26 protein-coding genes are annotated in these 25873 nt (G+C 71.1%); 11 read left to right on the top strand and 15 right to left on the bottom strand.

Going from position 1 to position 25873, the window contains the following annotated elements:
* Positions 1 to 175 precede the first annotated feature (175 nt).
* Positions 176 to 1117 carry a peptidoglycan-binding domain-containing protein gene (locus OHU89_RS16410; RefSeq protein ID WP_405643605.1) on the bottom strand — a complete coding sequence of 314 codons (942 nt, stop codon included), beginning with the start codon at positions 1115 to 1117 and terminating at the stop codon, positions 176 to 178.
* Between the two features lie 160 nt (positions 1118 to 1277).
* Here OHU89_RS16410 and OHU89_RS16405 point away from each other — a divergent pair, with 160 nt between their 5' ends.
* A complete protein-coding gene (locus tag OHU89_RS16405) occupies positions 1278 to 3395 on the top strand; it encodes a DHA2 family efflux MFS transporter permease subunit (RefSeq protein WP_405643603.1) in 2118 nt (705 codons plus the stop codon).
* A 28-nt stretch (positions 3396 to 3423) separates the two neighbouring features.
* Here the strand turns inward: OHU89_RS16405 and OHU89_RS16400 are convergent, their stop codons facing one another.
* Complete coding sequence (locus OHU89_RS16400; protein ID WP_405643600.1) at positions 3424 to 3924, bottom strand: GNAT family N-acetyltransferase; 501 nt, start codon at positions 3922 to 3924, stop codon at positions 3424 to 3426.
* Between the two features lie 77 nt (positions 3925 to 4001).
* Between OHU89_RS16400 and OHU89_RS16395 the strand changes: the two genes are divergently transcribed.
* Positions 4002 to 4712 carry a hypothetical protein gene (locus OHU89_RS16395; RefSeq protein ID WP_405643597.1) on the top strand — a complete coding sequence of 237 codons (711 nt, stop codon included), beginning with the start codon at positions 4002 to 4004 and terminating at the stop codon, positions 4710 to 4712.
* Between the two features lie 5 nt (positions 4713 to 4717).
* Positions 4718 to 5299 (top strand): hypothetical protein, encoded by a 582-nt coding sequence (locus OHU89_RS16390; protein ID WP_405643594.1) that lies wholly within the window; start codon positions 4718 to 4720, stop codon positions 5297 to 5299.
* Here OHU89_RS16390 and OHU89_RS16385 read toward each other — a convergent pair.
* Complete coding sequence (locus OHU89_RS16385) at positions 5285 to 5710, bottom strand: DUF1992 domain-containing protein (protein WP_307031520.1); 426 nt, start codon at positions 5708 to 5710, stop codon at positions 5285 to 5287. The genes OHU89_RS16390 and OHU89_RS16385 overlap by 15 nt on opposite strands.
* A gap of 104 nt (positions 5711 to 5814) precedes the next feature.
* Here OHU89_RS16385 and OHU89_RS16380 point away from each other — a divergent pair, with 104 nt between their 5' ends.
* Positions 5815 to 6207, top strand: coding sequence for a hypothetical protein (locus tag OHU89_RS16380; RefSeq protein WP_266893126.1), 393 nt, complete (start codon positions 5815 to 5817; stop codon positions 6205 to 6207).
* 24 nt (positions 6208 to 6231) lie between these two features.
* Here OHU89_RS16380 and OHU89_RS16375 read toward each other — a convergent pair whose 3' ends face one another.
* Entirely contained in the window at positions 6232 to 6903 is a 672-nt protein-coding gene (locus OHU89_RS16375; RefSeq protein WP_405643590.1) for an O-methyltransferase, read from the bottom strand.
* A gap of 22 nt (positions 6904 to 6925) precedes the next feature.
* Complete coding sequence (locus tag OHU89_RS16370; protein WP_405643587.1) at positions 6926 to 8068, bottom strand: DUF2330 domain-containing protein; 1143 nt, start codon at positions 8066 to 8068, stop codon at positions 6926 to 6928.
* A gap of 283 nt (positions 8069 to 8351) precedes the next feature.
* Between OHU89_RS16370 and OHU89_RS16365 the strand changes: the two genes are divergently transcribed.
* The gene (locus tag OHU89_RS16365) at positions 8352 to 10391 is read left to right on the top strand and encodes a bifunctional glycosyltransferase 87/phosphatase PAP2 family protein (protein WP_405643584.1); all 2040 of its coding nucleotides are present in this window, start codon (positions 8352 to 8354) and stop codon (positions 10389 to 10391) included.
* A gap of 86 nt (positions 10392 to 10477) precedes the next feature.
* On the opposite strand, the gene OHU89_RS16360 is transcribed toward OHU89_RS16365, so the two are convergent.
* On the bottom strand, positions 10478 to 11713 hold the full coding sequence (locus OHU89_RS16360; protein WP_405643581.1) for a cytochrome P450: 1236 nt from the start codon (positions 11711 to 11713) through the stop codon (positions 10478 to 10480).
* A 377-nt stretch (positions 11714 to 12090) separates the two neighbouring features.
* On the opposite strand from OHU89_RS16360, the gene OHU89_RS16355 reads away from it, so the two are divergent.
* Entirely contained in the window at positions 12091 to 13260 is a 1170-nt protein-coding gene (locus OHU89_RS16355; RefSeq protein WP_266893136.1) for a steroid 3-ketoacyl-CoA thiolase, read from the top strand.
* Positions 13261 to 13365: 105 nt separating this feature from the next.
* Here the strand turns inward: OHU89_RS16355 and OHU89_RS16350 are convergent, their stop codons facing one another.
* Complete coding sequence (locus OHU89_RS16350) at positions 13366 to 13614, bottom strand: DUF397 domain-containing protein (protein WP_405643577.1); 249 nt, start codon at positions 13612 to 13614, stop codon at positions 13366 to 13368.
* Positions 13595 to 14422: a helix-turn-helix domain-containing protein gene (locus OHU89_RS16345; RefSeq protein ID WP_405643575.1), complete on the bottom strand. Its 828-nt coding sequence runs from the start codon at positions 14420 to 14422 to the stop codon at positions 13595 to 13597. The genes OHU89_RS16350 and OHU89_RS16345 overlap by 20 nt, the downstream gene beginning before the upstream one ends.
* Positions 14423 to 14496: 74 nt before the next feature.
* On the opposite strand from OHU89_RS16345, the gene OHU89_RS16340 reads away from it, so the two are divergent.
* From OHU89_RS16340 to OHU89_RS16320, 5 genes are all read left to right on the top strand, one after another.
* Positions 14497 to 14925, top strand: a complete 429-nt coding sequence (locus OHU89_RS16340; RefSeq protein ID WP_405643572.1) for an ATP-binding protein — start codon at positions 14497 to 14499, stop codon at positions 14923 to 14925.
* A 40-nt stretch (positions 14926 to 14965) separates the two neighbouring features.
* The gene (locus tag OHU89_RS16335) at positions 14966 to 17281 is read left to right on the top strand and encodes a PQQ-binding-like beta-propeller repeat protein (RefSeq protein WP_405643569.1); all 2316 of its coding nucleotides are present in this window, start codon (positions 14966 to 14968) and stop codon (positions 17279 to 17281) included.
* Between the two features lie 66 nt (positions 17282 to 17347).
* Entirely contained in the window at positions 17348 to 17800 is a 453-nt protein-coding gene (locus OHU89_RS16330; protein WP_405643566.1) for a hypothetical protein, read from the top strand.
* Positions 17797 to 18267 (top strand): pyridoxamine 5'-phosphate oxidase family protein, encoded by a 471-nt coding sequence (locus OHU89_RS16325; protein WP_405643563.1) that lies wholly within the window; start codon positions 17797 to 17799, stop codon positions 18265 to 18267. Before OHU89_RS16330 ends, OHU89_RS16325 begins: the two co-directional genes overlap by 4 nt.
* A gap of 162 nt (positions 18268 to 18429) precedes the next feature.
* Entirely contained in the window at positions 18430 to 18702 is a 273-nt protein-coding gene (locus tag OHU89_RS16320; protein WP_405643560.1) for a hypothetical protein, read from the top strand.
* Positions 18703 to 18730: 28 nt separating this feature from the next.
* Here the strand turns inward: OHU89_RS16320 and OHU89_RS16315 are convergent, their stop codons facing one another.
* From OHU89_RS16315 to OHU89_RS16285, 7 genes are all read right to left on the bottom strand, one after another.
* Positions 18731 to 19423, bottom strand: a complete 693-nt coding sequence (locus tag OHU89_RS16315) for a YoaK family protein (protein ID WP_405643557.1) — start codon at positions 19421 to 19423, stop codon at positions 18731 to 18733.
* Positions 19424 to 19524: 101 nt separating this feature from the next.
* On the bottom strand, positions 19525 to 19944 hold the full coding sequence (locus OHU89_RS16310) for a transglycosylase SLT domain-containing protein (protein WP_361540053.1): 420 nt from the start codon (positions 19942 to 19944) through the stop codon (positions 19525 to 19527).
* Between the two features lie 261 nt (positions 19945 to 20205).
* Entirely contained in the window at positions 20206 to 21057 is an 852-nt protein-coding gene (locus OHU89_RS16305; RefSeq protein ID WP_405643554.1) for an ECF transporter S component, read from the bottom strand.
* Positions 21054 to 22823 carry an ABC transporter ATP-binding protein gene (locus tag OHU89_RS16300; protein WP_405643551.1) on the bottom strand — a complete coding sequence of 590 codons (1770 nt, stop codon included), beginning with the start codon at positions 22821 to 22823 and terminating at the stop codon, positions 21054 to 21056. The genes OHU89_RS16305 and OHU89_RS16300 overlap by 4 nt, the downstream gene beginning before the upstream one ends.
* Positions 22820 to 23926, bottom strand: a complete 1107-nt coding sequence (locus tag OHU89_RS16295) for an energy-coupling factor transporter transmembrane component T (protein ID WP_405643548.1) — start codon at positions 23924 to 23926, stop codon at positions 22820 to 22822. Before OHU89_RS16295 ends, OHU89_RS16300 begins: the two co-directional genes overlap by 4 nt.
* Entirely contained in the window at positions 23916 to 24569 is a 654-nt protein-coding gene (locus tag OHU89_RS16290; RefSeq protein WP_405643546.1) for an SCO2322 family protein, read from the bottom strand. The genes OHU89_RS16295 and OHU89_RS16290 overlap by 11 nt, the downstream gene beginning before the upstream one ends.
* Positions 24566 to 25798 carry a prenyltransferase/squalene oxidase repeat-containing protein gene (locus OHU89_RS16285; RefSeq protein WP_405643544.1) on the bottom strand — a complete coding sequence of 411 codons (1233 nt, stop codon included), beginning with the start codon at positions 25796 to 25798 and terminating at the stop codon, positions 24566 to 24568. The genes OHU89_RS16290 and OHU89_RS16285 overlap by 4 nt, the downstream gene beginning before the upstream one ends.
* Positions 25799 to 25873: the final 75 nt, after the last annotated feature.

The following is a 25873-nucleotide window of genomic DNA, read 5'->3' as shown; positions in this document are numbered from 1 at the left end:
CGCCCGCAGCGTCGGGCGACCGACCAACGGTGCAGCCCCAGCACACAGCACCGCCCGACCGAGGACGGACACCCCCCGGTGCGGCACCGACCCCCGACGAACCGTCATGCGCGACGCGAACCCCACCGGACCGCGACGGGCCGCCGCAGGCATCCACCCACTCGCCGTCAGACGCTCACGGCTCCTGTGTCTCCGACTCCAGTCGTTCTCGGGTCGCCAGGTCGTACACCCCGTACTCGGTCGCCTGGATTCCCCGTGCCCACTGGTACCGGGAAACCGCGTCCTCGACGCCCTCGTTGTAGTGGCCGCTCGCCTTGCGGGTGTAGAGGCCCAGTTGGGTGAGGCGGAGTTCCAGTTCGGTGACCTCGTCGCCCTCGGAGCCGCGGCGTAGCACCGGGGGTGTGCTTTCGCGGGCGTCGGAGGAGTCGTCGGCTGTGGTTGAGGTTGTGGGGGAGGGCGTGGGGGCCGTTGAGCGGGACGGGGTCGGGGAGGCGCTTGTCGGGGTTGGGGACGGGGACGGCGGTGGTGACGGGCTGGTGGACGCCGACGGGGGCGTCGTGGTGGGGCGGGGTGCCGTCGTGGTCGGGGATTGGGATGCCGCTCCCGTTGTCGGTGGCGCGTCCGGGACGCTCGCCCGTACCTCCTCCGGCAACGCTCCGTTCCGGGTGGGCGTGTCGTACGAGAACAGCCCGCTCGCCAGCCCGGCCGCCGCGATCACCCCGACGAGCCCGCCCGCCGCGCCCAGCAGGACCGTGCGGCGGGGGCGTCGGCGCGGGTCGTCGTCGAAGTCGTCGAAGTCGGTGAGGCCGTCGACGTCGGCGCCCTCGCCTTCCCGGCCTGCCCCCTCGAACAGGCTCAGGTCCCTCGTGGTGGGCGCCGGGCCCGGCACGGCACGCAACGGCATCGTCACATCGGCCGCCCCGGCCGACGCCTCCCCCTCCAGCTCCACGTAGGGACGTATGCGCAGCGGGTCGAAGTCCTCCGCCGCGGCCGCCTCCGCCGTACGCGCATCGCGCAGGGCGTCGGACGCCCGTTGCGTGCACCCGCACGACGGCGTGTTGTCGGTCCCTCTCGGTGCCCCGCACTCCGGGCACAGATGGCCATTCGATTCCGCCATGTGTTCGTCCCTCCCCTCGCGAACTCCAGAGATTATGCAGACCCCCTCCACACTCCCGACCCATAAGCCCCCGGAATACCGGCTTCCACCAGGACTCAACAGGCCATAAACGGTCACACCGACCACGATGGAGATGTAACGAGACCGTCGGGAGGTCTTCATGGCCGCGGATGCGGACGGTATGACGGGGGATGTGCGAGACCCTCGAGACGGAGCAGGGGACCAAGCCGGGGACGGAACACCCGGCCAGACGCCCGGCGCGGTACGAGGCCAGGCGCAGGACCCCCACGTGTCCGGCAACGTCCTCGTCTCGATCGGCGCCCTGCTCCTCGGCATGCTGCTCGCCGCCCTGGACCAGACCATCGTCTCCACCGCGCTGCCCACCATCGTCAGCGACCTCGGGGGCCTCGAGCACCTGTCGTGGGTGGTCACGGCGTATCTGCTCGCCTCGACCGCCGCGACCCCGCTATGGGGCAAGCTCGGCGACCAGTACGGCCGGAAGAAGCTGTTCCAGACCGCGATCGTGATTTTTCTGATCGGCTCGGCGCTGTGCGGCATGGCGCAGAACATGCCGCAGCTGATCGCGTTCCGGGCGCTGCAGGGGCTCGGCGGCGGTGGGCTCATGGTGCTGTCGATGGCGATCGTCGGCGACATCGTCTCGCCGCGTGAACGCGGGCGGTACCAGGGACTGTTCGGCGCGGTCTTCGGGGCGACCAGTGTCCTCGGCCCGCTCCTCGGCGGGCTGTTCACCGAGCACCTCAGCTGGCGCTGGGTCTTCTACATCAACCTCCCCGTAGGCGTCGTGGCCCTCGCCGTCATCGCCACCGTGCTCCGCATCCCGCGCAAGGCGACGCAGCACGTCATCGACTACCTCGGCACCTTCCTCATCGCCTCCGTCGCGACCTGCCTGGTCCTGGTGGCGTCCCTCGGCGGCACCACCTGGGGCTGGGGCTCGCCGCAGATCATCGGCCTGGCGGTGCTCGGCGTCGTGCTCGCCGTGGCGTTCGTCGCCGTGGAACGGAGAGCGGCCGAACCCGTCCTCCCGCTCAAGCTCTTCCGCATCCGCACGTTCACGCTCTCCGCGGTCATCAGCTTCATCGTGGGCTTCGCGATGTTCGGCGCGATGACGTACCTGCCGACGTTCCTCCAGGTCGTGCAGGGCGTCAGCCCGACCATGTCCGGTGTGCACATGCTGCCGATGGTGGCCGGACTGCTGCTGTCGTCGACCGCGTCCGGGCAGATCGTCAGCCGTACCGGACGCTGGAAGGTGTTCCCGGTCGCGGGTACCGGTGTCACCACCATCGGTCTGCTCCTGCTCCACCGACTGGACGAGAACAGCTCGACCGGGGAGATGAGCACGTACTTCTTCGTGTTCGGTCTGGGTCTGGGCCTGGTGATGCAGGTGCTGGTCCTCATCGTGCAGAACGCGGTCTCGTACGAGGATCTGGGCGTCGCCACCTCCGGCGCGACCTTCTTCCGGTCCATCGGAGCCTCCTTCGGCGTCGCCATCTTCGGCACGGTCTTCGCGAACCGCCTCGGCGAAAAGCTCACCGCCGCCTTCCGCGGCGCCGAACTCCCGCCGGGCGCCTCGGTGGACGCGCTGGAGTCCGACCCGCGGGGCATCTCGGAGCTGCCGGGCGCGCTCCAGCCGCCCGCGGTGCACGCGTACGCCTCGTCCATCACCGACGTCTTCCTGTACGCCGCGCCGGTCGCGCTCGTCGGCTTCGTGCTGGCCTGGTTCCTCAAGGAGGACCGGCTGCGCGGCTCGGTCACGGCGCCGGACCTCACCGAGACGCTGGCCAGCAATCCGGTGGAGCGGTCGTCGTACGACGAGGTGTGCCGGGCGCTGTCGGTGCTCGGTACGCGGGAGGGGCGGCGGGAGATCTACCGGACGATCACCGAACGGGCGGGGTACGACCTGCTGCCGGGCGCGAGCTGGCTGCTGCTGCGGATCAAGAAGTACGGCTGGGTGGAGCCGGCCCTCCTCGCCGAACGCAGCTCCGTTCCGCTGCACGTCATCATGGCCGCCGCCCGCCAGGTCGAGGAACGGAGCCTGGCCCGCCGCGACGGCCTCGACCTCGTCCTCACCGACACCGGCCACGAGGTCGCCGACCGCCTCGCCCAGGCCCGCGAGGAGTCCCTGGCGGAGCTTCTCGGCGACTGGTGGGGCCCGGACCGCCCCACGGACCTGAACCGCCTCGTGAAGGACCTCAACGCCGAACTCTGCGGCTCGGACCGCGAACAACCCCACAACGGCTCGACGAAACACCTCGGTTGACCCCTTTCACGACCGTCAGCCGTGCCCCCTACAGCCTCTTGGTGAACCAGTGCTCCGCGTACTGGTCGTCGTTGTGCGGTTCGGTCTCCACGTAGCCGAGGCGGGCGTACAGGGTGCGGGCCTCGGTGAGGTCGTTTCGGGTGTCGAGGATCAGGCGGCCGGCGCCCAGCTCGCGGGCGGTGTCCTCGGCGGCGCGGACGAGGAGCGGGCCGCCGCCCTTGCCGCGGAGTTCCTCGCGGACGTACACGCGCTTCAGCTCGGCGGTGTCGACGTCCAGTAGGCGTACGCCCGCGGTGCCGGCGGGCTCACCGTCGTACCGGGCCACCAGCAGCCGCCCTTTCGGCGGGGTGAGTGCGGACCAGTCCGCGCGGGTGACCTCCCGCTCCAGCTCCTCCGGCTCGGTGCGCCGCCCCTCGTGCAGGAGGTAGTAGCGGTCGCTGACCTCCGTGTAGTACGCCCGCCAGAGCGCGGCGGCGACGGGGGAGTCGTAGGGCTCGGGGGCCACGGTCCAGGAAGTCATGCGGCTCATTCTCCGGATGTGCGCCGTGGCGACCGCAAGCGAATTACTGGCGGTTTGAGGCCCCTGTTCGGGGCTACCCGGGAGCCATGTCAACAGGCCTGATCATCGCTCTGATCGTGATCGTTGTGGCCGTCATTGCCGTGGCGGCCGTTCTTGCCCGGCGTGCTCGGGGGCCGCAGCGCGGCCGGAGTCTGAAGCGGCGCTTCGGACCCGAGTACGACCGGGCCGTGTCCCTGCACGACGGGGACCCACAGGCTGCCGAGCGGGAGCTCGCCGAACGTGTCGAGCGGCACGGTTCGCTGCGCGAGCGGCCGCTGGAGCCGGCGCAGCGCCAGCAGTACGAGGCCCGCTGGACGGCAGCCCAGGAGCGCTTCGTCGATTCGCCGCGGGAGGCCGTGGCCGAGGCGGACCGGCTGCTCGCCGACCTCGCCGGGGTCAAGGGGTTCCCGGACGGCGGGCAGTACGACGAGCAGGTCGCCGCACTGTCCGTGCACCACGCGGACCATGTGCACGGCTACCGGCGTGTGCACCAAGCCGCCCATCTGCGCGGGGACGAGACACAGGACGGCGCCCGGGCCGGCACCGAGGAGATGCGCGAGGCCATGGTCGAGGCCCGGTCCCTGTTCGAGGACCTGGTGGGCCACAACGGCCGGCACCGGGAGTCGTCCCGGACGGCCGGGCGGGCGGAGAACACACCCGAGCACGAGGCAACCGACGGCGGGAGCCGACCCGCCCGCACCGACAGCCGCGGCCATCTGCCGTGGGCATCCACCCGGCGTCACGCGAAGGGGAGTTGAGTGACATGACGGATGCGACGACCGGCCAGGGCGCCGACGGCGCACGGCGCGGCGAGAAGACGGCGGGCGAGGGCCCGGCAGGGCGTGCCTATGTGACGGGCGGCCAGTCGAACGCCCCCCAGGGCGACCGCTCCAAGGGCCCCGAGGGCCAGGAGAGCGCCCCTCTCGTGGCGGGCCACGACACGCGCGACACCTCCGGTGCCGAGCGGACCGAGCGGCCCGAGAAGGGCGACGGCTCGCGGTCACCCCTCGTCGCCGGTCCCGCCGGGCACGAGGCGGCGACCAAGGGCGAGGGTTCCCAGCGCGGCCGGCTGCTCCCGCACGACGAGTGCGACAAGCTCTCGCTGCGGCTCCAGCACGCGGTCGCCGGTTTCGTCGACGGGCCCCGGAACGCCGTCGAGGAGGCCGACCACGTGATGGAGGAGGTCGCCTCCCGTGTCACGGACGCCCTGACGCAGCGCCGTCGCACCCTGCGCACGTCCTGGCAGGACGGCGAGGACAAGCACGCGAACGCGGGCGACACCGAGCAGCTCCGCCTCGCCCTGCGCGACTACCGCGAGCTGGCGGACCGGCTACTGCACCTCTGACCTACCCGCCGCCGCGCGGCGTTCCCGCCACTGCCGTACGACGTCCTCGACGTCGTACGGCTTTTTTCCGAGCGGGGGGCCGGGCGGCGGCCTGAACATCATCTCGCGGATCTTGACGTTGACGTCCGTGATCAGCTTCCGGACGATCCGCTCCGAGGGTGCCGCGAACGCGGCGGCGAGGGTGTCCTCGGCCTCTTTGCGCAGGGCCAGTGCGGGCGGCAGCACGGCGAGACCCTCGCGGGCCATCTTGCGCCTGATCCACCAGAGTTCGTCGTACGGGGTGTCGAGATCGGCGGGCAGGGGCTCGCCCACGCCGGGGAGTCGGTCGAAGTCGCCGCGGCCCTGCGCGTCTTGGATCTGCTTGTCGACCCAGGACTCGAACGGGACGCCAGGTGGCTTTCGCTCGGTCATGAGTCCATTGTGCCGGACGCGGAATGGCCGGGCGATTTATCATGCGGCCGCTGTGCAAGCACAATTGCACAGGGACATTTCAGCAACTGCACAAGGGAGCGCACGTGCTCGAACTCACCATGGCCGCCGTATCCGCGGCGGAGGAGGGTGCCACGGCCGGCATGCAGATGGCCGACGCGCCCAGTGATCCGGGCGCCGTGCTGCGAGTGGGCCGCGACAAGTCCGTGTGCCGTCTCTCGACGCCCGACGACTGGCTGTTCGTCTCCCGGGTCCATCTGGAGTTCCTGTGCGGCCCCGAGGGCGGCTGGCAGGTCACCTGGCTCCAGGGCTCGCAGCCCGAACCGTCCTCCGAGGTGCACCTGGTGGTCGGCCAGTACGCGCAGCCGCTCGTCTACGGCGGGAGCATCCCGCTGCCCAGGGGCGGCAACGGCGAGATCGTCATCCGGGACCGCACCGCCCCCCGTACCGTCAACGTGGGTTTCTACCACGAGGCTTGATCTTCACGGGCCCCGCAGCAAGGGCTACGCCAGCACCCGCGCCAACGCGAAGCCGTCGTAGCCCTTGCTGCCCACCGTCTGGATCGCCGTGCCGCTCAACCTCGGGTGGGAGCCGATCAGTTCGATCGCGGCCCGGGTCCCGGTGACGTCCGGGGCGGTGCTGCCGGAGTCGGCGACGCGGCCCCCGCGTACGACGTTGTCGACGATGATCAGGCTGCCCGGGCGGGTCAGTTCGAGGGCCCACTCCAGGTAGTGCGGGTTGTTGTCCTTGTCGGCGTCGACGAAGACGAGGTCGAAGGGGGCCGGAGCCTCGTCGGCCAGCCGGGGCAGCGACTCCAGGGCCGGGCCGACCCGGATCTCCACGAGCTTGTCGAGGCCGGCCCGCGCGATGTTGCGGGTCGCGACCTCGGCGTGCCGGGGGTTGTACTCCAGCGAGACCAGCCGGCCGTCGGCGGGCAGCGCGCGGGCCAGCCAGATGGTGCTGTAGCCGCCGAGGGTGCCGATCTCCAGGATGTTCCGGGCGCCCTGGATCTGGGCGAACAGCTGGAGGAGCTTGGCCTGCGGGGCGGCGACGGCGATCTGCGGGAGCCCGGCAGCCTCGCTGTCGCGCAAGGCGGCGGCCAGCACTTCGTCGTCGGGCGTGAGGTGGGTGGTGAAGTAGTCGTCGACGTCGTCCCAGATCTTCGACTCGCTCATGCGAACTGTGCCTTTCGGGTGGCTAGTTGACCGGTCGGGGTGGCTGCAGCGGCTTCGGTGGGATCACCGGGCGCCGGGAGCGCCGTACGGCGAGCAGGACCGCGGCCGTGACGAGCAGCGCGAGACCGCCGACGACCGTCAGCAGCCATGCCGGGATCCCGGCCACCTTCCGCAGCCGGTCCTCGTAGATCACCTGCTGGAACGTGGTGTCGGACGCCGTCCGGCGCAGCACGTGGTCGCCGTCGATCAGGGCCGGGGCCGGGAACTCCTGGCCCACGGCGGTCAGGAACGGTGTGCCCCGCGCCAGCTCGGCGAGCGGGCCGGACTTCGCGGTCACCCGGCCGGCGAAGGTGACCCGGGGCCGCTCCCCGCCGATCCCGGAGGCGGGCTCCATGCGGTGCGGGGCCAGGACGTACAGGCCCAGCGACTGCGGGGTCCGCGCGAGGCGGGACAGCCGCATCGGGTAGACCGGCTTGTCGGCGGAGAAGGTGAGGTGCAGCGGGTCCAGGGCGCCGCGCAGGGCGGTGCCGGAGGTCTCGGGGGCCAGTCGCACCGCCACGTACTCCCAGCGGTCCTGGACGTAGGGCTCGAGGGCGGTGGTGAGGCGGGGCGGGAGGGCGAAGCCGTTGGTGTCCAGCCAGCTGCCCAGCGCGTTCGGATCGGTCGCGGTCAGCCGGGCCACGTCGAAGGGGCCGAGCTTCTGGCGGCCGACCACGCTCACGGGCGGCTCGGCGCCGACCCCGGCGCCCGGTGGTGGTGCGCCGGTGTCGGGGCCGCCGTCGCCGGAGACGAGCGGCCAGTCGCCGTCCTGGGGCCAGAAGTGGTGGCGCGTGCGGTGCACCGGCGCGGTGGCCGCGTCCAGCTCGTCGAAGAGGGCCGGGTCGCCGAGCTTGACGGTCGCCCGGCGGGGTACCGGCATGACCCAGGCGGCCCGGTCGCTGTCGCCGTCCACCGTCAGCCGCATCACGATCTGTTCCTGGGTGCCGTCCCAGCGCACGACGGACACCTCGCGCGACACGCCGACCCGCCGGTCGGTGTCCGGGATCAGGGCGCCGCAGCCGCACGCGTAGGCCGGGGCGACGAGCGAGCCGATCTGGGTGGCGAGTAATGCCAGAACGACCGAGAGTACGCGCCGACGCGCCCGCCCTCGTAGGAAACCGACCATTTCCCCAGACCCCTCCGCCGTACCGTCGACGGCTTCAGACGGTAGTACGGCGGGAGCATACGGTTCCGTTCCGTCCGGCGCCGTAAGTGATCCACGTCGCGCCCGGCAAGGCGGAGTGACCGGCCGCGGACTATCGTCATTCGGACAAAAGCAGGACAGACGTCAGGTGAGGCGGGGGCAGCCTGCGTCTCTCTCCGGGGGTGATGCGAGCCTTGATTAGGGTTCGCAAAGCAGCCCTCACGCACCCAATGCGTGGGAAAACGGGGCGGGAGGCCTACGAGGCGTGGCGAATGCGGAACACAGCGGAGCGACGGACGTCGAGACGGTGAGGGCACGCCTGCGCGTGGCCCACCTGGGGCTGTGGCTGATCGCCGCGATACTCGCCGTCCGACAGGTGGCCGTCGTCCTGAGCACCCCCGACGGCGAGCGGCTGACCGATCTGGAGACCTGGGTCGGCCCGGACGGCGTCCTGCATGTGAAGGGCTCGCTGTACGACTCGACCCTGTTCACCGGTACCCCTTTCGGGGGGCTTGTTCTGAAGCCGTTGACACGTGCCGCCGAGCAGGCTCTTGGCTGGGGCTGGACCTTCGGCACGCTGCTCCTGGTCGTCGCTCTCGGCCTCGTCGCCGCGCGGGCGCTTCCTCATCCGGTGAACAGACGTACGTCGCTGCTGGCCGCGCCGGTCGCGATCAGCCTGCTGATGCTGTCGCTGCCGGTCCGTAACACGCTGTACCTGGGCCAGACGAGCATCATGCCGGTGCTCCTGGTGTTGTTGGGCTGCTTCGTCGTGCGCGGACAACGAGCGGGCGGCGTACTGATCGGCGTGGCCGCCGCGCTCCAGCCGACGGTGCTGCTGTTCGCGCCGCTGCTGTGGTTCACGGGCCGGCGCCCGGCCGGACTGTCGGCCGGCGTGACGTTCGCCGCGAGCACGGCGCTCGCGTGGCTGGCGATGCCGCACGACTCGTACACCTACTGGGTCCACCACGTGGCCGGCACGGGGCTCGGCGGCGCGGCGGACGGCCTCGCCAACCAGTCGCTGCACGGCGCGCTGCTGCGGGCGGGCCTGTCCGGGCCGCTGGAGATCGCGCTGTTCCTGGTGCTCGGCGCGGCGGTGGCGGTCCTGGCCCTGCGCCGGGCGGTGCGCTACGCCCACGACGGGCAGTTGCTGCTCGCGGTCGCGATCACGGGCTGCGCGGCGATCCTGATCTCGCCGACGACCTGGCAGCACCAGCTGCTGTGGGTGCTGCTCGCGGTGGTCGGGCGGGTCGGGAAGCGGGCGTCGGACCGGTATGTGTGGCCGGTGGCCGTGGTGCTGGTGATGACGCTGCCGACGAAGATGATGCTGCCGAACATGTCGTCGCTGTACCCCTTGCGCGACAACATCGTGCTGCTGGCGGCGCTCGCGGCGGCGACCGTGATCCCGTTCCTGTCCCGCACCTCGCCGCACTACCAGGCCGCGATCCCCGCGGAGCACGCCGAGCCGGTCCCGACCCGCTTCAGGCGGGTGCCACTGCTGCCGTTCCTGAAGCGGGTGCTGAACCGCCCGAACCTGCTCCTCGAACTCCTGCTGATCCGGGTGACGTACGCGGCGTACCAGAAGGTGCGGCTGGCGGCGACGGGCGGCAGCAACTCGGAGGGCCGGGCGCGGGCGGAAGCACACGGGCAGCAGATCCTCGACCTGGAGCGCCGGCTGCACCTCGACATCGAGCACTGGGCCAACCACGCGGTGGTGAAGGTCGCCTGGCTGCGCGACTTCTTCGACTTCTACTACACGTCCTTCCACTTCGTGGTGCCGCTGTCGGTGCTGGCGGTCCTGTACTGGCGGCGCCCGGTGGACTACCGCTGGGCCCGCGCGTCGCTGGGCTTCGCGACGCTGCTGGCCCTGGTCGGCTTCTGGCTCTACCCGCTGGCCCCGCCCCGGCTCATGCCGTCGCTGGGCATCATCGACACGGTCCACGGCGTCCAGGACTTCTCCAAGCCGGACTACGGCACCCTGACCGCCCTGACGAACCAGTACGCCGCGATGCCGTCCCTGCACTTCGGCTGGTCGCTGTGGTGCGGTCTGGTCATCGCGATCGTCGCCCCGAAGTGGTGGCTCAAGGCCCTGGGACTGCTGCACCCGCTGTTCACGGTGACGGCGATCGTGGCGACGGGCAACCACTGGGTCCTGGACGCGGTGGGCGGCGCGCTGGCCGTGGGCGGCGGCTTCGGTCTGGCCTATCTCTTCCAGGGGCCGAGGGCGCGTACGACGGTGGCGGTGGCGGTGGGCGGCAAGGAGGAACCCGTGGCGGCGGGCCTCGGGGGAGGCAGGAGCGGGGCGTAGGGATGGGGGTGCTCGCTGCCTCCCCCGGGTCTGGGGACGGGCCGACGGCGCCGGGAAGCCGTCGGCCCGAGTAGGGGTTGGCGCGGTCAGCCCACGCTCACCTGGAGTTCCTTCACGCCGTTGATCCACGCGGAGCGCAGCCGGCGGGGGTCGCCGGTCAGATGGAGGCCGGGCATGGCGTCGGCTATGGCGTTGAAGATCAGGTTGATCTCCATGACGGCCAGGGACTTGCCGAGGCAGAAGTGCGGGCCGCCGCCTCCGAAACCGAGGTGGGGGTTGGGGTCGCGGGTGATGTCGAAGGTGTCCGGGTTCTCGAAGACGTCCGGGTCGTGGTTGGCCGAGGCGTAGAAGATGCCCACCCGGTCGCCCTGCTTGATCTTCTTGCCGCCCAGCTCCGTGTCCTGCGTCGCCGTGCGCTGGAAGCTGACCACCGGGGTCGCCCAGCGGACGATCTCCTCCGCGGTCGTCGCCGGCCGCTCGCGCTTGAACAGCTCCCACTGGTCGGGGTGGGTCAGGAAGGCGTGCATGCCGTGGCTGATCGCGTTGCGGGTGGTCTCGTTGCCCGCGACCGCGAGGGCCAGGACGAACATGCCGAACTCGTCCGAGCCCAGGTTGCCTTCGTCCTCCGCCGCCACCAGCGTGGTCACGATGTCCTTCGCCGGGCACTTCTTGCGGTCGGCGGCCATGTTCATGGCGTAGGCGATGACCTCCATCGCCGCCTCCTGGCCGACCTCCTCGGTGATCGCGTACTCGGGATCGTCGTACGAGATCATCCGGTTCGACCACTCGAAGATCTTGAGGCGGTCCTCCTGCGGGATGCCGATCAGCTCGGCGATGGCCTGGAGGGGGAGTTCGCAGGCGACCTGGGTGACGAAGTCGAAGGAGCCCTCCTGGGCGAGGGCGCTCTGGACGATGCCCTGCGCCCGGGTGCGCAGGGTGTCCTCCAGTGCCCGGATCGAGCGCGGGGTGAAGCCGCGCTGGACGATCTGGCGGACACGGGTGTGCTCCGGCGGGTCCATGTTGAGGATGATGAGCCGCTGGGCGTCGATGGCGTCGCGCTCGATGCGCTCGTTGAAGCGGATGATCGCCGTGTTGAGCATGGACGAGAACAACTCGGGGTGCGTGGAGACGAACTTGACGTCCTCGTGGCGGGTGACGGCCCAGTAGCCCTCGTCCTGGAAACCGGCGACATTGTCCGACTGGGCGATCCAGTGGACCGGTTCCGTCCGGCGTAGCTCGGCGAACTCCGGTAGTGGTACGCGCTGTTGCAGCATGTCGGGGTCGGTGAGGTCGAACCCGTCGGGGAGCGCTGGACAGGGCATGGGCAGCTCCAGCCATATTCTGACGGTCCATCAGTTTGTGTCGTGAACGTAGTAACCGGTTCTAGAAGTAGCAAGAGGCGTGCACGACTCTTGCGGTGATGGACTCCGTGTCAGCAGACTGCCTTTGGAACTAGAACACGTACTAGTTCCGCGTGGCGGGCCGGGCCGGGACGCCCCCGCGCCGCGCGGGTGAGAGCCTGTGTCATATTCCCGGTCGGATCAGCGCGCGGCGTCTGGTGCGTGCGATCGCAAGGCGCCGGAGCGCCCTCGTGGCGGAGCCACGTGGGTGGTTCGGCAACGCGGCGAGCGTGCGTGCCAGGCGGCGGGCGCCCGGCCGGGGATATGACACAGGCTCTTGAGGAGGAGAGGAACTCCCCATGGCCGCGGAACCCGTGATCGTCGAAGCCGTACGCACCCCCATCGGCAGGCGCGGCGGCGCGCTCGCCAACCTCCACCCCGCCTACCTGTTGGGCGAGACCTACCGTGAACTCCTCGGCCGCACCGGCATCCCCGCCGACTGCGTCGAGCAGATCGTCGGCGGCACGGTGACCCACGCCGGCGAGCAGTCCATGAACCCCGCGCGCACGGCCTGGCTGACGATGGGCCTGCCGTACGAGACGGCGGCGACGACCGTCGACTGTCAGTGCGGCTCCTCGCAGCAGGCCTCGCACATGACGGCGAACCTGATCGCGGCGGGCGTCATCGACGTCGGCATCTCCTGCGGCGTCGAGGCGATGTCGCGGGTGCCGCTCGGGTCGGGGTCCAAGCACGGGCCGGGAAAGCCGTTCCCCGACGAGTGGAACGTGGACCTTCCCAACCAGTTCGAGGCGGCGGAACGGATCGCCCGCCATCGGGGCCTGACGAGGGAGAACGTCGACTCGCTGGGCCTCATCTCGCAGGAGCGGGCCGCTGTCGCCTGGAGCGAGGAGCGCTTCAAGCGCGAGACGTTCGCCGTGCAGGTGCCGACGACCGAGGACGAACAGCACGCCGGGCAGGGCATGTGGCGGCTGGTGGACCGGGACGAGGGTCTGCGCGACACCTCCATGGAGGCGCTGGCGGGCCTGAAGTCCGTCATGCCCACCGCGATCCACACGGCGGGCAACTCGTCCCAGATCAGCGACGGCGCGGCCGCGATCATGTGGGCCTCGAAGCGGATGGCACGGGCGCTGAAGCTGCGTCCGCGTGCCCGGATCGTCGCCCAGGCGCTGGTCGGCGCCGACCCGCACTTCCACCTCGACGGACCGATCGACGCGACCAAGGCGGTGCTCGGGAAGGCCGGGATGTCCCTCAAGGACATCGACCTCGTCGAGATCAACGAGGCCTTCGCGTCCGTGGTGTTGAGCTGGGCGCAGGTCTTCGAGCAGGACCTGGAGAAGGTGAACGTGAACGGCGGCGCGATCGCGCTCGGGCACCCGGTGGGGGCGACCGGGGCCCGGCTCATCGCCACCGCGCTTCATGAACTGGAGCGTGTGGACAAGGAGTTCGCGCTGGTGACGATGTGCGCGGGGGGTGGCCTCGCCACCGGCACGATCATCCAGCGGATATAGGCAGGGGCGGCTTCGGGCTGCTGTTCCTGGCGATCGCCGTCCTGCGTGCGCATCTCTTCCGCAAGGAGTGGAGAGCGCACCAGGCGGCGAAGGCGGGGGGTGTGGTCAGACCGCAGGTGTAGCGCCGCTCCAGGAGACGAAGTGGTGGAAGGCGGCGGGGGTGATGGTGAGGATCGGTCCCGTCGGGTTCTTTGAGTCGCGGATGGCGATGGTGGGGGGTGCTTCGGCGATTTCGACGCAGTCCCCGCCCTGGTCGCTGCTGTGCGTGGACTTGCGCCAGGCGAGTTGGGCGGAGGTCGCGCACTCGCCGCCCTGGTCGCTGCTGTAGCTGGACTTACGCCAGTTGCTCTCCATAGCGGTCCTCCATCACACGCTGGATCAACTCCGCCGAGTCCTTGAGGGATAGAGCGGCGGCCCGCAGATGATCGTAACGGAGCGAGCAGTCCTTGACAGTGTCCGGGTTCGCGGTCGGATGTCCGCTGCCGTACCCCTCGGTGTAGACGATCGTCGGGTCGCTGGCGAAGCGGTAGAGGTTGAATGAGCCTGTCAGTCCGGTGTGCGCTCCGGCCGAGAATGGCAGCACCTGGATGTTGATCCGGGGATTGTCCTCGAAGTCCAACAGGTGAGCCAGTTGGCCGCGCATGGTTTCACGGCCGCCGATCTCCTGGTACAGCGCCGCCTCGCTGATCACCGTCCAGAAGACGGGCGCTTCCGCCTTGTCGAAAATGCGCTGACGGGCCAGTCGTACGGCGGTGCGGTCGTCGAGGTCGGTCCGATTCAGCGTGCCGAGCGTGGCGCGTGCGTAGGCGTGGGTCTGGAGAAGGCCATGGATCATCGTGGCCTGGAACGTGCAGATCTCGGTCGCCCGTGCCTCCAGCTCGGCAACCTGCCTGAACCACGCCGGGAGTTGACTGCGCAGAACCAGCTCGACGAGCCGCGTCAGCAATCCGTCCGACCCCAGGGCCGCGTCCGCCCGCACGCTGAACTCCGGCGTCGGCACCTTCCTCGCTGTCTCGATCTGGCCGATCAGGGACCCGGTGTAGTTGAGGATGTCCCCGAGCTGTTTCTGGCTCAGCCCGGCGGCCTCCCGCAGTCGCCGCAGCTCGAAACCGTAGTAGTCGAGCGGTGAGGCCCCCGGGTCCAGGACGTTGATGTGCGTCACGAACACCCTCCACTCCAGAACAGGTTGTATCCAGCCTGTAGCCCAGCGTAGTTGCGCCAGTTCAGGCTCGTACCGTGAACGCATACATTCCCCCCATCCTCCTGGGCCCCCTCTCCACCCAGTACCGCATGCGCCTCACCGTGGGCGAACACTCGGTCCGGTACATCCGCCGTATCGTCCGCTCGCTGCTCGTCGACTGGGAGTTGGCCGGGCTGACCGACGCCGTGGAGCTCGGCGTGACGGAGCTGGTCGCCAACGTCGTACGGCATGTTCCGGATCGGCTGTGTGAGGTGGTGGTGCTGCGTCAGGTGGCGGGGGTGCGGGTGGAGGTGGCGGACGGATGTGCGCAACGGCCGGTCCCGCGAGGTGAGTTGTCGCCGGACGCCGAAAGTGGGCGCGGGCTTCTGCTGCTGGAGGCGGTCGTGGACAAGTGGGGTGTGACGGGGGTGGCCGGGGGTGGCAAGACGGTGTGGTTCGAGTGTGGGGGTGTCGGCGACGGCTGATGGTCGGGGATGATGTGGGATCTTCGGCAGGGGGTCGCAGGTGGAGGCGTTCGAGGCGCTGGTAGCGGGGGATCCGGAGCAGGTCGGGCGGTACCGGATCGTGGCGCGGTTGGGTGTGGGCGGAATGGGCCGGGTGTATCTGGGGCGCTCGCCTGGCGGCCGGGCGGTGGCGGTGAAGGTGGTGCGTTCCGAACTGGCCGAGGATGGTGAGTTCCGGCGCCGGTTCGCCCGGGAGGTGGCCGCCGCCCGACGCGTCAGCGGGGTGTTCACCGCCGGTGTGGTGGACGCCGATCCGGACGGGTCACCGGCATGGCTCGCGACGGCGTATGTGCCCGGCGTCTCGCTGGGCGAGGCCGTGGTCGCGCACGGGCCCTGGCCGCAGGGCCTGGTGCTGGCGCTCGGCGCCGGTCTCGCCGAGGCGCTGGAGGCGATCCATGCGGCTGATGTGGTCCACCGGGACCTCAAACCGTCGAACATCCTCCTCGCGACGGACGGGCCCCGGGTGATCGATTTCGGGATCTCGGTGGCGCATGAGGCCACCGCGCTGACCCGGACCGGCATGGTGGTGGGCACGCCGGGCTTCATGTCCCCCGAGCAGCTGACCGGAAAGCCGGTCGGGCCCGCCAGCGATGTCTTCTCCCTCGGCGTGGTACTGGCGTTCACCGCGACGGGATCGGGGCCGTTCGGGACCGGCTCGGGGCATGCCCTGAGCTTCCGCATCGTCTACGAGGACCCGGACCTGGACCAAGTCCCTCCCGTTCTACGGTCGTTGGTGGCCCTCTGTCTGACCAAGGAACCCGAACGGCGTCCGACGGTGGCGACGCTGCTGGAGCAGCTGGCGGAGGCTGCGGCCGAAGAGGCGGGGGAGGCGGCGGAGGCCGAAGCTGCCGTGGAGGCCGTCGGTCACACACCCACTCAGCCCGGCTGGCTCCCCGCACCGGTCGCCGCGACCTTGCACTCACGCACCACCACGCACGGGCCCAAGGTCCCACCAGCACCAGCACCAGCACCAGCACCAGCACCAGCACCGGCACTGGCACCAGTGGTGACCGAGGCACCGGTGGTGACCGAGGCCCCCGAATTCGAGCCCTCGCCCAAGAGCCCGGAGACGGCAGCAACCGGCGCCGGCCCGACCGCGCTCCCGGCCGACCTGACCCGCCGACGCGCCCTGTTCGGCCTCGGCGGGGCCGCCGTGGCCGCAGGATTCGGCTTCGCCGCCTGGAAGTCCAGCGACGGCGACTCCTCCGCCGAAGGACCCGAGTCCCTGCCCGATTCGAGCCGAAGACCCAGCGCATCCCCCACACCCACACCCACACCCGCGGCCCCGTCCGGCACAGAGCAGTGGAGGTTCGCCACGGGCGACCTGGTGTACGCGTCGCCGGTCGTCGTCGGTGGCGTCGTCTACATCGGCAACGACTCCGACAACCTGTACGCGCTGGACACGGCCACCGGTGGAGAGCGGTGGACGTTCCCCGCCGGTGGAATGCGGCCGACGTTCGTCATCGGTGCGAAGGTGAGCTCGGCGCCGGCCGTCGCCGACGGGACGGTCTACGAAAGCAGTGCGGACGGCCACCTGTACGCGGTGGACGTCGGTACCGGCAAGCAGCGGTGGACATTCCCCACCGGCGAGTACGGAAGCTCGTCGCCGACCGTGGCCGACGGCGTCGTGTACGTCGGCGGTGGGGGTGAAGTCGTGTACCGCCTCGGTCCGGGGGGACGCAACGACTACGGAGACGGCCATGTGTACGCGGTCGACGCCGGTACCGGCGAACAGAGGTGGAGATTCACCACCCGCAGCTCGGTCGTCGCGGCACCGACCGTCGTCGACGGGGTGGTCTACGCCGCCTGTCTCAGCGGCACCGCGTACGCGCTGGACGCCGGCACCGGCAAGCGACGGTGGGAGTTCACCACCCGCGGCTATGTGGGCTCACCGGCAGCCGTCGCCGACGGCGCGGTCTACGTCAGCAGCGAGGACGGCCAGCTCTACGCGCTGGACGCCGAGACCGGCGACCAGCGGTGGAAATTCGCCGCCGGTAAATCCATGAGCGCGCCGACTGCCGTCGACGGCACGGTCTACTTGGGCAGCGCGAACGGCGACTTGACCGCCGTGGTTGCCGGTACCGGCAAGCGGCGATGGAAGTCCCGCATCGGCAAGGAGTTCGTGAGCGCCCCGATCGTCGTCGACGGCACGGCCTATGCGGGCAGCGGGGACGGCAACCTGTCTGCGGTGGACGCCGACACCGGGAAACGGCGGTGGACGTTCCGCACCGGCAGCTCCATCTACTCGACGCCGGCCTTCGCCGACGGCGTGGTCTACATCAGCAGCCTGAACGGTGTCCTGTACGCGGTGACGTAGTCCGATGAGTTTCGCCGCCAGTCGCGGTCATACCTTCGGCCACGGCACGAGGAGGAGGTGTCCGCGATGGGCGGAACGGCGGGGCAGGAAGCGTTGGAGCGGCTGGGTGTGCTGGTAGGGGAGTGGGCGGTGGAGGCCGATCTTCCCGGGGCGGACGGGCCTCCGGCGCGGTGTGTGTTCGCTTGGGATCTGGATGGGAAGTTCCTGGTGCAGCGGACCGAGATCCCGATCGAGGGGGCGCCGGACAGCATGGCGATCATCGCCGTCGATCCGGAGTCGGGGGCGTACACGTACCACTACTTCGACACACGCGGTGTCGTACGGACGTATGCGATGAGCTTCGATGGCGAGGAGTGGCGGCTGCTGCGCGAGACGGCGGACTTCTCGGCGCTGTCCTTCCGGCAGCGGTTCTTCGGGCGGGTGGAAGGCGATGTCATCCGGGGGGCCTGGGAGCTGGCCAAGGATGAATCGGCGCCGTGGGAACGGGACTTCGGGCTCGTCTACCGGAGGACTCGGTGACGGGGAGCGGCGAGATCGCGCGGGGGATCGTCGACGGGATCCGGTACATGGTGCTGGCCACCGCCGACGCGGACGGGCGGCCGTGGAGTTCGCCCGTCTACTTCGCGCACGAGGGGTACCGGGAGTTCTTCTGGGTGTCCTCGCCGGAGGTCACCCATTCACGGAACATCGCGGTACGGCCCGAGGTGGGGATCTCGGTCTTCGACTCGTCGGTGGCGATCAGTACCGGGCAGGCGGTGTACATGGCCGGTGTGGCCGAGGAGGTCGTGGACGACTCGGCGGCCGAGCGTGCGCTGGAGGTCTTCTCCCGGCGTTCCGTGGAGCACGGGGGTCGGGTCTGGACCCTCGACGACGTGCGGGGCGACTCCGGGATCAGGCTGTACCGGGCGGTGGCCGACGGTCACTCGATGCTGGCGAAGGACGGCAAGCCGGATCACCGGGTGCCCGTCGACCCGCTGCGGCCGTGATGAGGACGGCCGGCAGGTCGGCGAGTGCGAGGGCGCCCACCGGCCCGCCGCCGAGGTCGCCCTCGTGGTGAGCCCAGCGCCGGCCGGTGCTCCAGCGGCCGTACCGCGCGACGAACTCCTGGGTCATGGGCTCGGCCCAGGGCTCCCGCATATCGTCTTCGCATGGAGGACGAGACGGAGACCGTCTGCCGGGTCTGTGGGCATGACGGCTACGAGGTGTTCTGGGAGGGCGGCTGGCCCACGGCGGAGATCTGCTCGTGCTGCGGCAACGAGTCCGACGTCGGGGACAACAGCGTCCTGGGTGTGCGGGGCTATCGCGGCTACTGGGTGGGGCAGGGCGCCCCGTGGAGCAGTCCGTCGGCGGAGCGCAGGCGCAGGAGCGAGGGCTGGGACCTGCTGCGGCAGCTGGCGAACATTCCGCCGCAGTGGCGCTGAGCCGGTCCCCGAACGCAACGGCCCTTTCCTACTCCCGCCCCGACGCCACCACCGCCAGTACCCCCACCAGCACGGCCGTGACCAGCAGCGGGATGCCCAGCCCGTGGTGGAGCACCAGCCACGCCCCGAGCGCGGCTCCCACCACCATCGCGACGACCGCGGCTGAGCGGCGGGGAGAGCGCGTCCCCGGCCCGCCGCCCGCGCGGGAGTCCGCGGCGAGGCCGGTCAGGGTCATGGTGAGGACGGTGGTCGTGATGTCGGGGACACCGAGTCTGCGGACCGTGGCGTTGCGCAGGCCCATCGCGAAGGCCGTGACCGCGATGAGGGTGTAGACGGTGGCCGTGTCGTCGGGTGCGACGAAGGCGACCACCGCGGACGCGCCCAGCAGGGCCGCCTCGGCGGCGAGGGTGAGCCGGGCCCACCTGCGGCGGGAGCCACGGCCGAGACGTACGGCGATCCGGCCGCCCACCACCGCGCCCACCAGGAACGAGGCGAGCGAGGTCACGGTGTGCGGTACCGAGAAGCCGGGGGCGCCGGCCGCGGCGAAGCCCAGCACGACCACGTTGCCGGTCATGTTCGCGGTGAAGACGTGCCCGAGGCCGAGATAGCTGACGGCGTCGATCAGACCGCTGACCAGGGTCAGCGCGAGCAGTACCGGCACCAGGCGGAGCCCGCGGTCCTCGGGGGCGGACTCCGTGGACTCCTCAGTCTCTGTGCTCACCGGCCCAGTGGACCATGCGCGCTCCCCCTGGACGACGAAGGCGGCGGCCCCCTCGTGGGAGGGGGCCGCCGCCTTCGTACGTCAGTCTGCTGTCAGTCGGCTCAGTACCAGCCGTTGGCCTGCCAGAACGCCCAGGCGCCGGTCGGGCTGCCGTAGCGCTCGTTCATGTACTTCAGGCCCCACTCGATCTGGGTCTCGGCGCTGGTCTTCCAGTCGGAGCCGGCGGAGGCCATCTTGGAGCCGGGCAGGGCCTGGACCAGGCCGTAGGCGCCGGAGGAGGCGTTGGTGGCGTCGACGTCCCAGCCGCTCTCGTGCTCGACGATCTTGCTGAACGCGTTGTACTGGGCGGCGTTCGGGATCATCTGACGCGCGATGGACTTGGCCTCGGCGGCCGAGGAGCTGGTGGCCGCCTGAGCGGGCGCCGCGGTCAGCACCAGACCGGCGGTGGCGGCGGCCATCGCGACGGTGGTGATGGCCTTCTTCGGGGAAGCGATGCGGCGAACGATGCGAGAGACGGACACGGAGAACCTTTTCTTCGGGGACAGGGAGTCGCGGGTATGTCGTGACCGCGTTGAGCGGCTCTGACATGCGTTGGCGCCGAGGCCCGTGGGGCGGGTCGGCGCCGTGCGACGTTGTCCAGATAAACAGGCTCGGAGCGCGTCCGCAATGACCCCTTTTGCTAGTTGTGGTCGTATGTGCGGCGGGAGGGGGTGGTGTGATCTGGCTCTCAAAGCGCAGGTCAGAGGCCATTATGGCGTGGACATGGCGTCCGAAATGTACTACTAGGCCGGGTAGTTCGTGATGTGGGTCATGTGGGGTGCTTCACCGCTCAACGAGGTTTCGAATGTGACCGCGGTCTCGAACGCCGCCCGCCGGGTGGCTCTGCGTAGCGCCCTGAGCACGGCCGGACCGAGCAGGAAGGTCAGGACGACCGTGCACACCGCCCGGCCCAGGTCCCAGCCGAGGGACGTGGCCAGGCAGTAGGCGAGGAAGCGGGCCAGGTTCTCGGGGACCGGGTCCCCGGGGACGAAGGCGATGTTCGAGGCCAGTGCGCCCATGAAGGGCCAGCCCGCGAGGTTCATCGCCGTGCCGTAGGCGAAGGCCGCCGTGAAGCCGTACAGGGCGAGCAGGCGCAGCTCCGCCCGCCCGCGGACCCGGCCCGGCAGCAGGCCCGCGCCCATCGTGAACCAGCCCATCGCCATCATCTGGAACGGCATCCACGGGCCCACCCCGCCCGTCAGCAGCGCCGAGGCGAACATCGTCGTCGAGCCGAGCGCGAACCCGAACCCGGGGCCGAGCACCCGGCCGCTCAGCACCATCAGGAAGAACATCGGCTCGATCCCGGCGGTCCCGGCTCCGATCGGCCGCAGCGCGGCGCCGGTCGCGGCCAGCACGCCCATCATCGCCACCGCCTTCGGCCCCAGCCCCGCCTCCGAGATCGCCGCCCCGACCACGGCGACCAGCAACAGCAACAGCCCCGCGAACAGCCACGGCGCGTCCTGCGTGTGCGTCCCGACCTGCGAGGTCGGCGGCGCGAGAAACGGCCACCCGAAGGCGACGACACCGACCGCCCCGGCGAGGGCGAGGGCGGCGATGGAGCGGGGGCCGAGGCGGATGGCCTTCACGGACTTCACGCGAGGCCCTCCTCGACGCCCGCCACGAGTGCCTCCCGTACCTGCGTCACCGTGAGCCACTTCTGTGGGGCCAGGATCTTGCTGACCTGGGGGGCGAAGGAGGGGGAGGCCACGATGACGTCCGCTGCCGGGCCGTCCGCGATCACTTCGCCGTCTGCGAGCAGGACGACCCGGTGGGCGATCTCGGCGACCAGTTCCACGTCGTGCGTGGCCAGCATGATGGCGTGACCCTCGGCGGCGAGCGCCTTGAGGAGCGTGACCAGCCGGGCCTTCGCCGCGTAGTCCAGTCCGCGGGTCGGCTCGTCTAGGAGGAGCAGGGGAGGGCGGGCGGTGAGCACGACGGCCAGGGCGAGGGCGAGCCGCTGGCCCTCGGAGAGGTCGCGGGGGTGGGTGTCGTCGCTCACGCCCGGGAGGAGCTCGGAGACGAGGGTGCGGCAGGTGCCGGGGGCGGCGCCCGCGTCGGCGTCGGCGGCGGTGCATTCGGCGGCGACCGTGTCGGTGTAGAGGAGGTCGCGCGGCTCCTGCGGTACGAGGCCCACGCGGCGTACGAGGTCCTTGGGGGCCGTGCGATGGGGCACGGTTCCGCCTACCCGTACGGAACCGGCCGAGGGTTCGACGAGGCCGACGAGGGTGTTGAGCAGCGTGGACTTGCCGGCGCCGTTGCGGCCCATGAGGGCGATGGTCTCGCCGGGGGTGACGGTGAGCGTGATGTGGCGGAGGGCCTGGACGTGAGCGCGCCGGACCGAGACGTCGTGGACTTCGGCGGTGTGGGGGGACGGGGGGAGAGGGGTGGAGGTGGTGCGTGTGAACCAGCGGCGGCGGGTGGGGGCGCCCAATGGCTCGGGGGGTGTGGGTTGTTGGCGGGTGCGGGCTGTTTGTGGCTGATCGCGCCCCGCGGCGGAGCCGCTGATGAATACAGCCCCGCGCCCCTTGGCGGCGTCGGCCGACCCCGCGTTCAGACGTTCGCGCAGGTCTCCTGCCCTCCGGCGCGCATCCCTCACCGTCAGGGGCAAGGGGAACCAACCCGCCAGGCGCCCCAGGTCCACCACCGGCGGGTACACCGGGGACACGGCCATGATCTCGGCCGGGTCGCCCAGCACCGGGGGTGCTCCCTGGCCCGGCAGAAGGGCGACCTGGTCGGCGTACTGGATGACCCGCTCCAGGCGGTGCTCGGCCATCAGGACCGTCGTCCCCAGATCGTGGACCAGACGCTGGATGACCGCGAGAACCTCCTCCGCGGCGGCCGGGTCCAGCGCGGAGGTCGGTTCGTCGAGGACGAGGACCTTGGGGTGCGGGGTGAGGACCGAGCCGATCGCCACGCGCTGCTGCTGGCCGCCGGAGAGGGTGCTGATGGGACGGTCGCGGAGGTCGGTCAGACCCAGGAGGTCCAGGGTCTCCTCCACACGGCGGCGCATCACGTCCGGTGCGAGGCCCAACGACTCCATGCCGTAGGCGAGTTCGTCCTCGACCGCGTCCGTCACGAAGTGGGACAGCGGGTCCTGGCCCACCGTCCCCACCACGTCGGCGAGTTCACGCGGCTTGTGCGTACGGGTGTCACGGCCGGCCACCGTGACGCGGCCGCGCAGGGTGCCGCCGGTGAAGTGCGGGACGAGACCGCAGACGGAGTTGAGGACGGTCGACTTACCGGTGCCGGACGGCCCCACGAGCAGGACGAGTTCACCCTCGGGAACCTCGAAGTCCACGCCCCGGACGGTCGGTTCGGCCGCCCCGTCGTACGTCACGGAGACATCCTTGAAGCGGATCACGATGGCTCCTTGTGGGGGACGTGGGGGACGTGGGGGACGTTCGGGGCGATGAAGGCCGGGAGCAGTCCGACGAGGATCGCCGCCGCGGGCCAGAGGGGCAGGGTGGGGGCGACCGGCGGGATCACGCCGGGGTGCAGGGCGGGGTCCGTCGAGGCCGCGAGGACCAGCGCCACCGCCGCCACCGCGCCGGAACCGGCGACGAGCAACGCGCGCGCGTTCCAGCGGTCCGGGCGGTAGCGGGTGCGCGGGGTGCGCCGCCCGCCGAGGCGCAGCCCCGCGAGGGCGGCGGTCGCTCCGCCGAGGAGCACGGGCATGCCGTACGTGCCGCCTTCGGCGGTGAGCAGGCCGTACGTTCCCGCGCAGATGCCGAGCAGACCGCCGAGGGTGAGCGCGGTCGTCGTACGGCGGACACGGGGCGGGACGTCGGCGGTACGGCCGTACCCGCGCGCGTCCATCGCGGCGGCGAGGGCGACGGAGCGCTCGAGGGCGCCCTCCAGGACCGGGAGTCCCACGTGCAGCAGGCCCCGGATGCCCATGTCCGGACGGCCGCGCAGACGGCGGGCGGCGCGCACGCGCTGGACGTCGGCGATGAAGTGAGGCGCGAAGGTGAGGGCGACGACGACCGCCACGCCGATCTCGTAGAGGGCGCCCGGCAGGGACTTGAGGAGCCGGCTGGGGTTGGCGAGGGCGTTCGCCGCGCCCACGCAGATGAGGAGGGTGGCCAGCTTCAGCCCGTCGTAGAACGCGAAGAGGAGTGTCTCGCCGGTGACCTTGCCGCCGAGCCGGATGCCCTGCGCCCAGTCGGGGAGGGGGAGTTCGGGGAGGGTGACGATCACATGGGTGCCGGGGAGGGGGGAGCCGAGGGTGACGGCGAAGACGAGGCGGATGAGGAGGACGGCGAGGGCGAGCTTGACGAAGGCGGAGTAGGAGCGGGACCAGGGGGCGTCGGGGCGACAGGTCACCACGACGTAGGCGGACGTGGCTATGAGGAGGGCGTGCAGGAGGGGGTTGGTGGTGCGGGTGGCCGCGACACCGAGGGAGAGGGCCCAGAGCCACCAGGCGGCGGGGTGCAGGTTCCGCAGCCGCGCAAGGTCAGCGCGCATTCCCGCGCCGCCTCGCCTGCCACACCGCTGCCGCGCCCAGGGCCGCCACGGCGGCCGCCCCCGCGAACAGACCCACCGAGGGGCCGCTGGCGGAGTCCTTCTTCTGCGCGGACGTCCTCTGCGTGGACGTCGGCTTCTTCCCTCCCGTCACCTGCTCCCCGCACCCCGTCTCCGGATACCCGGTGATGGCGCACAGCAGCGCGTTCGTGCCGTACCGCAAGGGCTTCGCCACCGTCGCCAGCGCCTCCGCCGTCGTCGCGTCCTGCGACACCACCGCGCAGGCCGTGCGGGTCGCGGGCGGGGTCTCGCCGGAGGGCGCGTCCTGTGCCGTACCGAAGTCGATGACCAGCGCCACCCGCTTCCTGCCCTCCGCCGCCGGGGTCTTCGCGCAGATCGTCGCGAAGGACGCGGTGCCACGGGGCTTCGTCGCGTCCGCGGAGTCCTCACTGACGGCGAATCGGAACCCCTGCACGTCGCCGTCGGCGGGGACGGCGGTGGCGGGGCCCTGGGTGGCGTAGGTCCAGGTGGTACCGGTGCGGTCCCAGAAGGACCAGTAGCGGTAGCCGGCGGCGTGGGCGGCCTGGGTCGCGCCGGTCAGGAGGACCAGCGCGGCCAGCAGCGGTGCGAGGGCTCGGCGGATCACGGCTGCTGCTTCTTCTTGCGGCCGCTGATCAGGAAACCGACACCGATGCCGCCGACGAGACCGACCCCGACGATCCACCAGACGCTGACGCCCTCGTCGTCCTTCTCGGCCGCCTGGTCGTCCGCCCCCGGGGACGCGCTCTCGGCGGCGGAGGGCACCTTCTCGGGCGCGGGGCCGGTCGCGTTGAGCAGCTTCACCAGGTCCTGGCCGCCGAAGTCCCGTGCGTCGAAGGCGTCCGCCTCGGCGGCGAGGATCAGCTGCGCGTACGCGGCCGGACCGCTCTGCTGGGCCCACTGCTCGAAGTTGGCCTCCAGCCAGCGCACGCTGTCGGCCGCCTTGTCACCCTGTCCGACGGTCGCGAGGGCGAGGACCGCATCGGCGGTGTTGCCGTAGTCGGGCTGGTCCTCGGAGCCGGGCAGCGCCGATGTGAGGTGCCCGTCCTTGGCCAGGGCCTTGACGAGGTAGGCGGCACCGTTCTCCGCGCCCTGCTCCGGGTCGGTGGCGTCCTTGCAGGTCAGGTCGGTGCCGGTGGGCTTCTCGGGCGCCCCGGCCAGTCCCTTGCCCAGCGCGCCCACCACGGCCGCCGCCGTCGCGTCCGCGTTGGCCGCGAGCTTGCCCTTCTTGTCCGGCTGGTAGGCGAAGGCGCCCTCGCCGTCCCCGGTGCAGGGCAGGGCGAACGTCAGCAGGGCGTCGTAGGGGGACTTGCCGTCCTTCACGACAGCGGCAGGCTTCTCGCCGGCCGCCGTGAGCGCGCCGATGACCACGGACGTGGAGTTCGCGTCGCTGGCCCCGCCCGGGGTGTAGCCCCAGCCGCCGTCCTTGTTCTGCACCGACTTCAACCAGGTGACCGCCTTGCCCGTCGCGGTGTCGTGCCCGCCGAGCGCGGCCAGGGCCTGGACGGCGGCGGCCGTGCTGTTGGTGTCGACCAGGAGCCCCGGGGCACAGGCCTTGGCGGTGTCGGCGCGGAAGGGGGCGAAGGCGCCGTTCGCGCACTGCTGGCCGGTCAGCCAGTCCACCGCCCCGGCGGTGGGTACGACACCCACCGTGTCCTGCGCGAGCAGGGCGAGCGACTGCCGCCACACCCCGTCGTACGTCGGATCCCCATCCCCGTACAACCCCTCCGGTATCACCACCGACGGCGACGGAGAAGGACTCGCGGCGACGGCCGGTGCGGCCGTCCCGATCACTGCGGTGGCGGCCAGGACCGCGGCGCTGCGGCGGACGTTCATGATCGGCGGGTGCCTCTCCCTGCAAGGGAGCCAGGCAGCACGGGACATCCCGGCGGCTCGGCTCCGTATACCTCG

This window comes from Streptomyces sp. NBC_00019, from assembly GCF_045041015.1.
GTDB lineage: Bacteria > Actinomycetota > Actinomycetes > Streptomycetales > Streptomycetaceae > Streptomyces.
Note: the sequence above shows the minus strand (reverse complement) of the source record. Positions and strands in the feature narration are given on the sequence as shown.